This window comes from Clostridium sp. KNHs205 (assembly GCF_000702945.1).
In the GTDB taxonomy this organism is placed as follows: domain Bacteria; phylum Bacillota; class Clostridia; order Lachnospirales; family Lachnospiraceae; genus Anaerocolumna.
Genome location: NZ_JNLE01000003.1, coordinates 3,590,395 through 3,603,445 on the forward strand (window position 1 = coordinate 3,590,395; position 13,051 = coordinate 3,603,445).

Consider the following 13,051-nt stretch of genomic DNA (forward strand, 5'->3'; position numbering starts at 1 on the left):
TTGCAGAGTATTAAGAGCAGAAGCAAGGATAAAAGAGTATCAGGATTACTTACCTCCTGGGAAAGTGCTATTAGGAGCATACATACCCGGAGATAATAATAAATAGCCACATATAAGGAGGATATTTTATGTACTTAAAAAGGGTAGCAGCAATGGGGATTGCAGCAGTGTTTCTAATGGGTACCTTATTAACGGGATGCAGTAAAGAAAACACTTCCCAGACCAGCGGAGGAACAGAAGCTTCCGGCGGAAAAATGACAGTAGAAATTGTTGCAAAGGGTTTCCAGCATGATTTCTGGCAGGCAGTATTAAAAGGAACGGAAAAAGCAGCCGCAGAATTCGGTGTTACAACAAACTTTGTAGGACCTGAAGGAGAAGGAGCTATTGCAGCACAGGTTGAACAGCTGAACAATGCCATAAACAAAAATCCCAGCGCAATATGTCTGGCAGCACTTGATACCAGCGCAGCAATTGATTCCATAGCAAATGCACAATCCAAAAAGATACCTATCATCGGATTTGATTCCGGTGTTCCCGGTGCTCCGGAAGGCGCAGTTGCTGCTAATGCTGCAACGGATAACTATAAGGCAGGAGAACTTGCTGCCGAAAAAATGTATGAAGCCATTAAGGATAAAGTAACAGACCCGGCAGAAACAGTACGCATCGGTGTAGTAGCTCAGGAAGCTAATTCCGAGTCTATAACACAAAGAACTGCAGGTTTTGCAGAAAAAATGTCTGCCCTCATTGGTGAAGATAAATCCTCTGTTGAAGGTCATGACAAATACAGCCGTAAAGTTGAAGGAGCAAAGGTTGTTATTGAAATTAGAATACCTACTGAAGTTACTGACAATGCTGGTAAGACAGAAGCCCTAACACTTCTGAATAAAGAGGATTTAATCGGTATCTATGGCTCCAATGAGTTTGCAGCGAAATGTATTATTAATGCCAATGAAGGCATGAACAAGCTGGGAGCAGATAAAGTGATTGCCGTTGGTTTTGACTCCGGTGCTTTGCAGCTGGATGCCGTAAAGTCTGGTGTGTTTTATGGTTCTGTAACACAGGATCCCGTATCCATCGGTTACAATGCCGTGAAACTTGCAGTAGCAGCAGCCAAAGGTGAGAAGGTAGAAGATGTGGATACCGGATGCCAGTGGTATAATGCTGAAAACATGGACAGCGCAGAGATTGCACCCTGTCTGTATGAATAACATAGGATTAGCATAGAGGGCTTTGGTCCTCTATGTTTTTTGCTGCTTACAACTAAGTGTAGCAATTGATTCCTGAAATATTGGATAATGGAATAAATACATAAACAGGGAATTGAGTAGGCAGTTGAGTGATATATAAAAACCCTGACATGCCAAAAATACTTGCCCCTGTAAGAAAGAAGTAAAATTGACGAGGCCCCTGGTAATAAGGAGAAGATGGTATCAAACTGATAATGGACCAGTGCTCCAGTAAGCAATTAGCGGAGGGCGAAGGTGTGTCAGGGGCATTGTCCGAATTTACCGTTGGAGCAGGCGGTGGCTGCGGTATTAACTGACCGGAAGGGATTACAGATAACAAAGCACCGTATTGATATACAATCTGCTGTATTTCAAGCAGATTGTATGCCTGACCAATCTCATTCGTTGATTCACTTAGATTGCCGGGAGGATAAGCGCCGATAGGGCAGAGAGCCTCCAATTGATTAGAATGTAACATCCGGGACCTCGATACTGGTTTGTTACAATATATTACGGAAAGTACTTGTTTGTTACAGCAATAGAAGCATATTAAAACAGGTTTGAGTTTACAATTAATAATTAATTTATTGGTAGGAATTATAAGCCAGGCAATTTGCAGCAAACATTCCGCTGTAGAGTGCACCCTGCATCCAGCCGTGTTTGGAAGAGGTGTGCTCACCGGCAAAGAATACACGGTTGTTATATTCCGGTAACAGCATATCATAACCGAAATTAAGCAGTTGGCCTGGGAGATTGGTAGCAAAAGCACCTTTGGCAAAAGGCTCTTCATTCCAATTAACCGTTTTGTGTCCCGTAATCAATCTGTTTAAATAATCTTCCGGGAGACCATGAACTTCTTCTACATTTCTCTTAATATAGGAAAACCGCTGCTCTTCAGGGAAAGCACCAACTCGAACAGCATCCAGTCCTATGTTATACGAAGCAGTAAATACTCCCGGTTCGTTTGGTGTACAGCCCCATTCCTCTAAACAGGCAAGATGGTCCGTAGGGTAAAAGATAGTTCGGATGGGCAGATCAGTAGCAGAAAAACCTCCGTTCATTCTTCCGTAATCAGTATCTTCTTCCCAAAAACGTCTTTTGCTTAAAAAAGAGGCTTTTAAGGAATTATAATAGTTCAATTCTCTGATAGCCTGCATCTTCTGATTGGTAAAGAAGGGTTTTATATCAAAGGTTCTAAGCAGAGAAAAAGGGATGGCGCAAATGATGTAATCAAATTCTTCGGTCTGATTTCTTAAACCTGGGGTATTGTATCTCAGTAAAACCTTATTGTCTTCCAGCTGATATATTCCATTAACGTAATACCCCATATTAACCTGGCAGTTTCCAAGATCCTCTTTACTAATGGTATACTCATCAGGAGTGAGATTCGTTAAAGAGTTATAAAAAGCATAGGGGAGATATTCCATTCCTCCGGAGATACGATAGACGTTGGCATAATCCATGGAATATTCTTCACTGAGCGTTTCGAAATAGTTTGCCGCAAGAGTGTCACCTGTCAGTGAATTTACACTGGCAAGAAGGGTTATTGCATCCTGACTCAAACCGAGATCCTCAAGAATCTGCCGGACACTTTGATTGATATAGGGAAGAATTTGAGGAGAATAGTACGGTAATATCTGAAGAAGTTCTTTTCTGGTATCGGGAGAGAGTTCCTTTAACAGACTGGAAAATGCGTAATCATTCAACTGATTCCAGGGAGTATTTCTTTCGGCAGGTGTAAGATTATACAGAGGATAAAGATACTCCATAATATTTGCCCCCTCGGGATCTTTGCGGGTTCTGGTATTATGGACATAAATGAAATTATTAGGCATTCCCTGGGAGGAGGGAACTGTCATTAGATTAAAGAGGTTAATATAATGCCAGGTAGTACCATGAGAGACTGGTATTCGCATAGCACCGAACTCTCCATAATAGTTTCTGCTTCTGTCAAAATAATAGGTATAGACTCTGCCGCCTATACGTTCTTCATTAGCTTCAAAAACCGTAATGTCTGCTCCGGTCTTACGAAGCTCAAAGGCAGCTGCCAGACCAGCAAGTCCTGCACCAATTATACCTATCCTGACTTTCTTTAACCCACCGGGTTCTATGTAGGTATTAATGTCAGGCGGTGGATTTAACAGTTCAATTATATTGTACAGATCTTCGGATCTCCCTGCCCCTTTCAAGGAATTTGATAGCATCTGATACCTCTGGGTGTCGGTAGGGTTCATAAAAGTATGAATGTTTGTCATCTTTTTACACCTGTATAAATTATGTTACTTTAATGTATTGCCTATAGGATGGAAATATTCTGGATATTCGTTCTGTTATGGCTGCTTATTTCATAAAATAGAGGTTATTATTGAAATACCTTATTTTGGTAAGGGAATAACGCTATAGAGCTGATCCGAAGCAAGCCACACCGGTATGTACCTTTTGGCAGGGAATCCATGGGAATTATCTAAGTAGAGGTACACAAATTGAAATGTAATTAAATAACAATATATTTTACAGAAGGATTTATAAGCGTAAATTATTACTGTAATAGCATAGGTGTAAAAAAATTATAAAATACCTGAAAAATAATTGTAATCCCTTTTACAATCCTGTATAATTATTAAAAAGCGCTTTCAAGAGCAAAAAAACACGGGATGAAATAGAAAGGCAAAAGAAAATGAAATTATTACAGGACAGAATTATATCAGACGGCAACGTAAAGAGCGGAAATGTACTTAAAGTGGATAATTTTTTGAATCATCAGATGGATATTGAGCTATTCAATGAAATCGGAAAAGAGTTTAAACGAATCTTCTCAGAATACTCCATAAATAAAATACTTACCATAGAGGCATCCGGTATCGGTATTGCCTGTATAACCGCACAATATTTCAACGCACCTGTAGTATTTGCAAAGAAAGCCCAGAGCATAAATATCGATGGTGATGTATATTCAACGAAAATCGAATCTTTTACTCATAAGAAAACCTACGATGTTATTGTTTCTAAAAAATTCATAAGTCCCGAAGACAGAGTTCTAATTATTGATGATTTCCTGGCTAACGGTTGTGCACTTGCAGGGTTGATAGATATTGTACGCAGTGCAGGAGCAACGGTAGAAGGCATCGGAATAGTAATAGAAAAGGGCTTCCAAAATGGTGGAGATATGATTCGTAGTATGGGTGTAAGACTTGAATCTTTGGCTATCATTGAAAGTATGGATGCAGAAAACGGCACAATAGAATTTCGTTAATTACTTAAAGGATACATATAATCCGCTTTGAAAAGGGGCGGATTTTTTGTGCGCCTTTCTAGTCCAGGAGCAAAATAGTGGTGGACAGTTCACACTTCTTATTTGGGAAGTACCGTACCTTCAATTGCGATAAGCATTGATATTAGTGCGGAAAGAAGAAAGCAATCCACTTTTTATTTGAACACGCCAGGGCGTGAAGGGTAGTTAACCTGATCACGAAAGGGGGATAGTATGAAGCATATCATTACATATTTAAAACCTTATGGGCTGCGAATGCTTATGGGGTTTATCATAAAAGTTGCAGGTACTTTTATGGATTTGGGACTTCCCTGGGTGCTGGCCTATATTATTGATGAGGTCATTCCTTTAAAAGAAGTAAAATATATTCTGCTATGGGGCGTCTTAATGCTTCTCCTGTCGGTAGGTGCAAGACAATTTAATATAACAGCTAATCGTATGGCGTCCAGAGTTGCCGGAGATACCGTAAAGAAATTAAGACATGATTTGTTCCTTAAAATACAGCAGCTTTCCGGTTCACAGGTGGATTATTTATCGATTCCGTCCCTGGTATCCAGAATGACTTCAGATACCTACAATATTCATCAGATGGTCGGTATGATGCAAAGGCTAGGTGTCAGAGCACCGATTATCCTTGTGGGAGGTATGATTCTGACCTTTACATTGGAACCGGTACTAACGCTGATACTTGTAGGAATTCTACCTTTGCTGGCCTTCTGTGTATATGTGGTTTCCAAAAAGGGAATCCCTCTTTATTCCAAAAGCCAGAGTGCAGCGGATAGAATGGTGCGGGTAGTAAGAGAGAATGTTAACGGAATACGTGTTATCAAAGCACTTTCCAAATCAGGATATGAAAAAGAGAGATTTCACAGGGCAAATGACCAGGTAGCTGCCAATGAATTTAAGGCAGGAGCAACGATGGCAGTGATTAATCCCGTTATGAACCTGCTGCTTAATGGTGGTCTGACCCTCGTTATAATAGCAGGTGCTTACAGGGTAAACAGCGGTGCCTCTGAGGTTGGTAAGATTGTAGCTTTTCTGTCCTACTTCACAATGATTCTGAATGCAATGCTTATGATTACCAGAATTTTTGTAGGCATTTCAAAGGCAAATGCTTCTGCTGACAGAATATTTGAAGTTTTAAATGCTAGAGAAGAACTGAAGCCTGAAGAAGCGCTGACAGAAAAAGAAGCATATGGGACTTCAGAAGCTGAAAATATACATGTTTCCTTCAGGGGAGTTACCTTTACCTATCCTCAAAGAAGAGAGGAAGAGGCAGAAGATGACGATTCTATTAATGTAGAAAACATTGATTTCAGTATTAAGACAGGTGAATCTCTGGGTATTATTGGAGCAACTGGTTCCGGTAAAACAACCTTGATAAATTTATTGTTACGCTTTTATGATACAGATAAAGGTGGTATCTACATAAAGGGTAAAAATGTTAAAAGCTATTCCCTGCAGGACTTGAGAAGCAAATTTGGTGTGGTATTTCAAAATGATATGATATTTGCTGATACCATTGGAGGAAATATTGACTTTAACCGCGGTATATCTGTTGGCAGATTAAAGGAAGCCGCAGAAGATGCACAGGCAGCGGAATTTATTAACCAGCTGGTAAGTGGCGAGAAGAAAGGTTTTGATTACGAAGCGGCAGTAAAAGGTGCTAACCTGAGCGGCGGTCAGAAACAAAGACTGCTCATTGCAAGAGCGCTTGCTGCCAGTCCGGAAATTCTGGTGCTTGATGATTCCTCCAGTGCCTTAGACTATAAAACCGATGCGGCACTCAGAACTGCGCTGCGAGAGAATTATCAGAACACCACAACTATTATGATAGCCCAGAGAATCAGTTCTATTATGAATATGGACCATATAATTGTTATGGAAGAGGGCAGAATGATTGGTTATGGAAACCATGAAGAACTTCTGTTGAATTGCCCTGTATACAATGAGATATATCAGTCACAAATGGGAGAATGATGCCAAATCTGTCGGAGCTTTATAAGCCTGGGAGTATTTTAAGCTTCTTTCATAGTTTTTAAGCTGCAATAAACTGCAGCGGAATGCGAGGAAATATGTCTGTGAAGAAAAACAAAGAGGATGATTCTCCCAGTTCAAGAAGGAACTTGAAGTGGAAGAAAGGGAAGCCGGAAGTGGAAGGAAAGCTGGAAGCAAAAGGAATACTGGAAGCAGAAGGAAAACCAGAAGCAGAAGGAAAGCTGGATGCAGAAGGTAAATTAAATAAATTAACAGAATCCGGTGAAACCGATTCTAAAAATAACTTAAAGTTACAAAATGATACAGAAAGATCCTATAAGCAAAATGAAAAAGACCAGGAAAATAAAGCGAAACCAAGAGATGCAAAGAAAGTAGTAAAACGACTCAGCAAATATCTGATACAGGAAAAGCGGCGGATAGTACTGGCATTGCTTCTGACTATCACAGGAAATATACTGGCACTTATCGGACCGATGCTTTCTGGTTATGCAATTGATGCAATTGAACCCGGAAAAGGAAAAGTAATCTTTGAGAAGGTGTTCTACTATTGTAGTTTAATGATGCTGCTCTATATCATCTCAGTCTTTTTCTCTTATCTTTTAAGTATTCTAATGCTGCGTATCAGCCAAAAGGTTACGAAAAGAATGAGAGACGATGTTTTTGCCAAGCTGACAGAACTTCCTGTTAATTATTATGATACCAAGCAGGCAGGAGATATTATCAGCCGTATATCCTATGATATAGATGTCATTAGTACGTCTCTATCTACAGATGTAGTACAGATAATGGCCAGTGTAATAACTGTAATCGGTTCTCTTATTATGATGATTATGATATCTCCTGTTATGGTACTTGTTATGTTGGTGACCATTCCTTTATCTATTTGGTATACCCGTTACATGTCAGGAAAAGTTCGGCCTCTGTACAGCACCCGTTCAGAGAAACTTGGAAACCTGAACGGTTTTGTAGAAGAGATGGTATCCGGACAGAAGACAATAAGAGCATATGCCAGAGAAGAAGTAGTACAGGATAAATTTGACCACATCAATGATGAAGCTGTTGAGGCATATTTTAATGCGGACTACTACAGTAGCATAGTTGGTCCCACCGTAAATTTTATTAATAATTTATCCTTATCTCTTGTAACGGTTTTTGGAGCAGTGTTATTCTTACTGGGACATTTAAGTCTGGGAAGTATATCCTCTTTCATTCTGTATTCAAGAAAGTTCTCAGGTCCTATTAATGAAGCTGCTAATATTGTCAGTGAACTTCAATCTGCTGCCGCTGCAGCAGAAAGAGTCTTTAAAATTCTTGACGAAGAATCAGAAAAAGCGGACAGATTGGGAGCAAGTGAACTGAATGTAGAGAAGGGTAAAGTCATCCTAAAAGATGTTACCTTTGGTTACATGAAAGACAGGATTATATTAAAGAAACTGAATATGGAGGCGAAGGAAGGTAATCTCATAGCAATTGTTGGACCAACCGGCGCGGGAAAAACAACAATAATAAACCTCTTAATGCGGTTTTATGATATTAACAGCGGTGATATAACCATAGACGGACAAAATATCAGAGACGTATCCAGGCAGAGCCTGCGTAAAGCTTATTCCATGGTATTGCAGGATACCTGGGTATTCCATGGTACCGTATTTGAGAATATAGCTTATGGTAAAGAAAATGCCACAAGGGAAGAAGTAATAGAAGCGGCCAAAGCAGCAAAGATACACTCTTATATAAAGAAACTGCCGGCTGGGTATGATACAATTCTGGACGAAGATGGAATTAATATGTCCAAAGGGCAAAAACAGCTCCTAACCATTGCCAGAGCCATGCTGATGGATTCAAAGATACTAATTCTGGATGAAGCTACTTCAAACGTAGATACCAGAACGGAGATTCAGATACAGGCAGCCATGCGAAAGCTTATGGAGGATAAAACCTGCTTTGTCATAGCCCATAGACTGTCCACGATTAAAAATGCTGATCTGATATTAGTCGTCAATGATGGAAATGTGGTAGAACAGGGAAAACACGGTGAATTAATGGAGACCAGAGGCTATTATTATCAGATGTATTCTTCCCAGTTTGTCTAATGGAAGATATTAAGCGATTCAATTTTTCAACCTATTGGTTAAATGAAAAACTTGTGTGCTATGGAGTATAGTTCCGGATGCTTGGTACTATTAAGTGGAACACTCTGTAGAAAGGATTATAAAATTTATATTATTTACCACAAACAATAAAATAGTTCTTGCCAATAACGGCAATTCTTAGTAAAATATATTAGGTTGTCAATAACCAAAACATGAAGCAGTTTTATGACAGATGGATACCCAGATGTCAGCAAACTACTTAAATTGTTATTTTAACAGGCAGTCATTTCTTTCTACATGAGTAGTGCTTGAATTGGGTTGCGAAAAGCATAGGTGCAATATGAAGAATATTAAAGAACATATCAGACTTTCACAATTTAAACCGGTTTATCTCTTATACGGTACGGAGAATTATCTGAAGCGCCTCTATAAGGATAAGTTGAAAACAGCAATATTACCTGGCGAGGATGATATGAACTACTCATATTTTGAAGGAAAAGGAGTAGATACGGTGAAAGTGAAGGAGGCAGCAGAGACTCTTCCTTTTTTCAATGATAAACGTCTGATAATAATTGAAAACAGTGGTTTATTTAAAAGTCAGAATGATTTGGCGGATTATATAAAGCAAATACCTGAAACCACACACATTATATTTGTAGAAGCAGAGGTTGACAAAAGAAATCGTTTGTATAAAGCAGTAAAAGATAACGGAACCATTTCAGAAATGAATGCCATGGATGAAGCCAATCTTAAGCTGTGGATTGCTTCTTTGCTTAAGCAGGATCAAAAGAAGATTACAGAAGAGAGCATATTATATCTTCTAAGTAAGACCGGTACAGACATGGACAACATCAGCAATGAGATAGAAAAACTTGTCTGTTATTCCGGTGAGAGAGAGATTATAACCATTCAGGATATCGAAGAGGTATGCACCGCACAAATATCCGGAAAGATCTTTCAGATGGTCGAGGCAATTGGTAATAAGAAGCAGAAACAGGCACTGGAGCTTTATTATGATCTGTTGGCACTAAAAGAAAAACCAATGTCCATCATGTATCTTATATCCAGGCAGTTCAATATACTGTTACAGGTCAAGAGCTTATTGGCTCTAGGCTTTCAGAATAACAGGATTGCAGAAAAGACAGGATTAATGCCTTTTACAATCACGAAATATGTAAGTCAATGCCGTAATTATACAGAGAAGACTCTTAAAGAGGCTTTAACCTCCTGTATTGATACAGAAGAACAGGTGAAAACCGGAAGAATGCAAGATACCATCGCTGTAGAATTGATTATTGTTAAATTCAGTGCTGCATAATTATTAAATGCATTGAAAGATTTATGCTTAATCATTTTTTTAAAAACTTAATTTATTAATCATTTTTTTAAAAACTTAATTTATAGTTGTTCCGTCCTGCTGTTCCGTCCATTTTCCGTGGCTTGACAAATCAAGAAAAATGAATAGAATAGTAGTATGAAATATATGGAGAGTTGTCCGAGTGGTTGAAGGTGTGGCTCTCGAAAAGCCATAGACCTTAAAAGGTCTCTAGGGTTCGAACCCCTAACTCTCCGTTAGTTAAAAGCTGTCAATTATACGTTGACAGCTTTTAACATTTCCTGACCTGATAAAACGGGCATTCCAATGATTGGCTGCATACCATTCATTTGTAATTGAAGCTGTAGGCGTTGAATCTGTTGTTGCAATTGAACGATTTGTTCTTCCTGAGAAGACTCAGGTGAAACTGGCTGCTGTATAATTTGCGGCTGAAAGGTCTGAACCAAAGATTTGGCTGAGGATAGCTTTGAAGTAAACTCCAGATGGAGATAGAAGTCCGAAGTAATTTTAATATCGCTATGTCCAAGCCAAGCCATGATGTCTTCAATTCTAACTCCGCTTGCAGCCAATAGTGCTGCGCAGGTATGACGTAAATCATGAAAACGGATATGTCTTAAGTTGTTCTGCTTCAGGATTTTCGGAAATGTAGTTGAAATATAGTTTGGTTTTATAAGGTCTCCCATACTGTCTACACATAAATACTCTATGTATTTCTTGTTGTAGGAACGTCCACATAACTTACGATTCTGTTCTTGTTCCGCTTTTTTTTCTAACAACCATTGTTTCATAAAGGGCATGTACTCCTTTCGTTTCCAACCATTTTGCTATCCGAATTCCTTCTTCCATTCCACGGTAGCCGTATTCTACAGGAAGAAAATGGCATGGTGTGTATTTTACAATTAAAGGAAAGCTCTTACCTAATTCTGATTGTATTCCGTCAATGATTTCATTTAGGAAATGCTTTCTGTTTTCAAAGCTTCCACCATATTCATCTTTTCGGATATTTCATCTGGAAGACATGAATTTGTCGTTAAATAGCCGCCATAGGCGTGAACCTCCACCGCATTTAATAAAACCGGAAATATGATAGCAGTATTAAGTATAAGAATGGCAAACACTAAAATGAATAAATTTCACATTGAACAAGTAATTGGAGACATAACCTCAATTTCAGCTATTTTAACAGAACATTGCCGGAAAATATAAAAGAATTACCAGATAACTTGATAGATATGCTATTTACTTCTGGAATATCGTCTGTTATATAAAACTGTTAGACGACCTTTGCAGCAGGATTGTAGGAGCAAAATCTATCGCGGCCATGTATTAGAACTATTAGAACCTAAAAATAGGTATACAAATTCCAAAAGCTAGAAAACAGTTGATATCTGTAAAACATACTATGGCATTAAAGTAAAGAGAGACAGATGCCGATATATAATATATGGATGAATAGAGAAGCTATGGACAGCGAACTTTTTTAAATTAGTTTTCTGTCCATTTTATTTTTATGCATTTTGAGGAGGTGATGCGTATGCGTTAGATAGTTTGATATATATATTCAGAAAAGAAAAAATATGACCGCTTGGACCTTTTCTGGAAAGCGGGCAGTTCTGACTGACAGAAGAACTGCGGAAAGGAGTAATGAGTTATGGCTATTGCAGGAGTAGAAACAGGCTATTCATATCAGAGTAGCTTCTATCAGAAAACAAGACAAACAACCGTAGATAATTTTTATGGAAATATTTCTTCGGCATCCGAATTGACCGAAGAAAATAATGATAGCAAAATATTAGGTCTTACTATGATACCGGAGGAAGGCTACAATATTACATATGGAATGCGTGCACAGTATGCGGCAGAATCTACAGAGGACGACCCGATTGTACAGGTGACATCCAATTATGGAGGAAAAATAGTTTCTTATAATGTCCATATTAATGATGTTGACCCAAGAAATGCATCTCAGCTTGAGATGTTTGCATTGTGCAGCTATGCGGATGATAAAGGAATCAGTGACGGTGGAACCTTTGGCTCCTATCAAAAACTAAAATATTTTAGCCTGAATGCACAGGATAATGGATATTGCAGTGGACTTAATGGAACAGATTCATTTGTTAATACAAAGTTTAACTGGGAAGGTATTGTGACTAAAATGATGGATAATTACCTTTCTGCCGGAGCTTATAATCAGTATCAGGATGGAAATAAATTGCTTGCCATGTTCCATCAATTTAAAACGACAGTAGATATAGCGGACAGTGAAAATTCTACCATTACAGATTCAACGGAAGAGGACTCATCTGATAATAAGCCGCTTACAAGAGAAGAAATGATGCAAAAACTCCATGTTAAAATCAATGAGATATATATAAAAATTCAAAATGGTGATACAGAGCCGACTTATCAGATTGGTGGACAGACCTATACGGAGAAAGAATGGGATAAGCTTTTGGAGAAATTTGATTCCATTCAAGAGGCAATTCGTTCTGTGATTGAGAAAGAAAACGAGGCAAAGAAAGAGTTGGCAGAGAGTAAGTCGGATATAAGTACGATAGCAGATATCAAAAGTGTAACGGATACGGATAAAACAGATGAAGTATCAGAATCTGCCATAGAGTATCTGGTATCAGAAACCAGTAAATGCACGTATCCTACCGAAAATAAAAATGAAGAGAAAACCTGGTACATAACCTGCTATACCGAGGAAGGAATCTTTTGCAGAAAATACGGTCCGAATGGAGAAGAAGATAATATGTGGGAAATCAAATTCACAGATGCATCGCAGTATCAGGAGGTAATGGGTTTTCTGAATAGATTTGACAAAGATGAGAATCTTACCTTTGCCAGCCATAAAAATTTCTGGAATGATTTCCTTGCAGGAGAGATGGATGAGAATGACTTCGAGAAATTCTTTAAAGAAACCAAAGATGGTATTCCTGATTATACTATGACTATTGGTGATTCCATGTATATTGATAAAGAAAAAGTTAAGTATGCAAAGTACATGAATCCATCCATTTGGAAACCAAATAATGACAAGAGAGGAAATGTTGGCATTTATTAAATACTAAGTATAAAATAAAATAGTGTTATAACCTCATATCCCATCTAAGTCTGGTGGACA

General features: G+C 38.5%; 9 protein-coding genes and 1 tRNA gene. 7 read left to right on the top strand and 3 right to left on the bottom strand.

Annotated elements, in window-relative coordinates; genetic code table 11:
• The first annotated feature begins 128 nt into the window (after positions 1-128).
• A complete protein-coding gene (locus BR73_RS0114805) occupies positions 129-1,208 on the top strand; it encodes an ABC transporter substrate-binding protein (protein WP_051685215.1) in 1,080 nt (359 codons plus the stop codon).
• 52 nt (positions 1,209-1,260) lie between these two features.
• On the opposite strand, the gene BR73_RS28800 is transcribed toward BR73_RS0114805, so the two are convergent.
• Complete coding sequence (locus BR73_RS28800; protein WP_156034725.1) at positions 1,261-1,704, bottom strand: hypothetical protein; 444 nt, start codon at positions 1,702-1,704, stop codon at positions 1,261-1,263.
• A 106-nt stretch (positions 1,705-1,810) separates the two neighbouring features.
• The gene (locus BR73_RS0114810; protein WP_033166166.1) at positions 1,811-3,481 is read right to left on the bottom strand and encodes an NAD(P)/FAD-dependent oxidoreductase; all 1,671 of its coding nucleotides are present in this window, start codon (positions 3,479-3,481) and stop codon (positions 1,811-1,813) included.
• A gap of 422 nt (positions 3,482-3,903) precedes the next feature.
• On the opposite strand from BR73_RS0114810, the gene BR73_RS0114815 reads away from it, so the two are divergent.
• The 5 genes from BR73_RS0114815 to BR73_RS28805 all read left to right on the top strand — a co-directional run bounded on the left by BR73_RS0114815 (position 3,904) and on the right by BR73_RS28805 (position 10,160).
• A complete protein-coding gene (locus BR73_RS0114815) occupies positions 3,904-4,479 on the top strand; it encodes a xanthine phosphoribosyltransferase (RefSeq protein WP_033166167.1) in 576 nt (191 codons plus the stop codon).
• 231 nt (positions 4,480-4,710) lie between these two features.
• Positions 4,711-6,477, top strand: a complete 1,767-nt coding sequence (locus BR73_RS0114820; protein WP_033166168.1) for an ABC transporter ATP-binding protein — start codon at positions 4,711-4,713, stop codon at positions 6,475-6,477.
• Between the two features lie 95 nt (positions 6,478-6,572).
• Positions 6,573-8,588 carry an ABC transporter ATP-binding protein gene (locus BR73_RS0114825; RefSeq protein ID WP_081848671.1) on the top strand — a complete coding sequence of 672 codons (2,016 nt, stop codon included), beginning with the start codon at positions 6,573-6,575 and terminating at the stop codon, positions 8,586-8,588.
• A gap of 340 nt (positions 8,589-8,928) precedes the next feature.
• Positions 8,929-9,906 (top strand): DNA polymerase III subunit delta, encoded by a 978-nt coding sequence (holA, locus tag BR73_RS0114830; RefSeq protein WP_033166169.1) that lies wholly within the window; start codon positions 8,929-8,931, stop codon positions 9,904-9,906.
• Between the two features lie 167 nt (positions 9,907-10,073).
• Positions 10,074-10,160 (top strand) — tRNA-Ser (locus tag BR73_RS28805).
• A gap of 18 nt (positions 10,161-10,178) precedes the next feature.
• Here BR73_RS28805 and BR73_RS0114835 read toward each other — a convergent pair.
• Positions 10,179-10,712: a tyrosine-type recombinase/integrase gene (locus BR73_RS0114835; RefSeq protein WP_242860681.1), complete on the bottom strand. Its 534-nt coding sequence runs from the start codon at positions 10,710-10,712 to the stop codon at positions 10,179-10,181.
• Between the two features lie 863 nt (positions 10,713-11,575).
• On the opposite strand from BR73_RS0114835, the gene BR73_RS27485 reads away from it, so the two are divergent.
• Positions 11,576-12,991, top strand: a complete 1,416-nt coding sequence (locus BR73_RS27485; protein WP_051685216.1) for a hypothetical protein — start codon at positions 11,576-11,578, stop codon at positions 12,989-12,991.
• The last annotated feature ends 60 nt before the right edge of the window (positions 12,992-13,051 follow it).

Excerpts from the sequence above, each read along its gene's own strand:
- BR73_RS0114810 (WP_033166166.1), bottom strand. The coding sequence starts at position 3,481 with ATGACAAACATTCATACTTTTATGAACCCTACCGACACCCAGAGGTAT.
- BR73_RS0114820 (WP_033166168.1), top strand. The coding sequence starts at position 4,711 with ATGAAGCATATCATTACATATTTAAAACCTTATGGGCTGCGAATGCTT.
- BR73_RS0114835 (WP_242860681.1), bottom strand. The coding sequence starts at position 10,712 with ATGAAACAATGGTTGTTAGAAAAAAAAGCGGAACAAGAACAGAATCGT.
- BR73_RS27485 (WP_051685216.1), top strand. The coding sequence starts at position 11,576 with ATGGCTATTGCAGGAGTAGAAACAGGCTATTCATATCAGAGTAGCTTC.
- holA (WP_033166169.1), top strand. The coding sequence starts at position 8,929 with ATGAAGAATATTAAAGAACATATCAGACTTTCACAATTTAAACCGGTT.
- BR73_RS0114825 (WP_081848671.1), top strand. The coding sequence starts at position 6,573 with ATGTCTGTGAAGAAAAACAAAGAGGATGATTCTCCCAGTTCAAGAAGG.
- BR73_RS28800 (WP_156034725.1), bottom strand. The coding sequence starts at position 1,704 with ATGTTACATTCTAATCAATTGGAGGCTCTCTGCCCTATCGGCGCTTAT.
- BR73_RS0114805 (WP_051685215.1), top strand. The coding sequence starts at position 129 with ATGTACTTAAAAAGGGTAGCAGCAATGGGGATTGCAGCAGTGTTTCTA.
- BR73_RS0114815 (WP_033166167.1), top strand. The coding sequence starts at position 3,904 with ATGAAATTATTACAGGACAGAATTATATCAGACGGCAACGTAAAGAGC.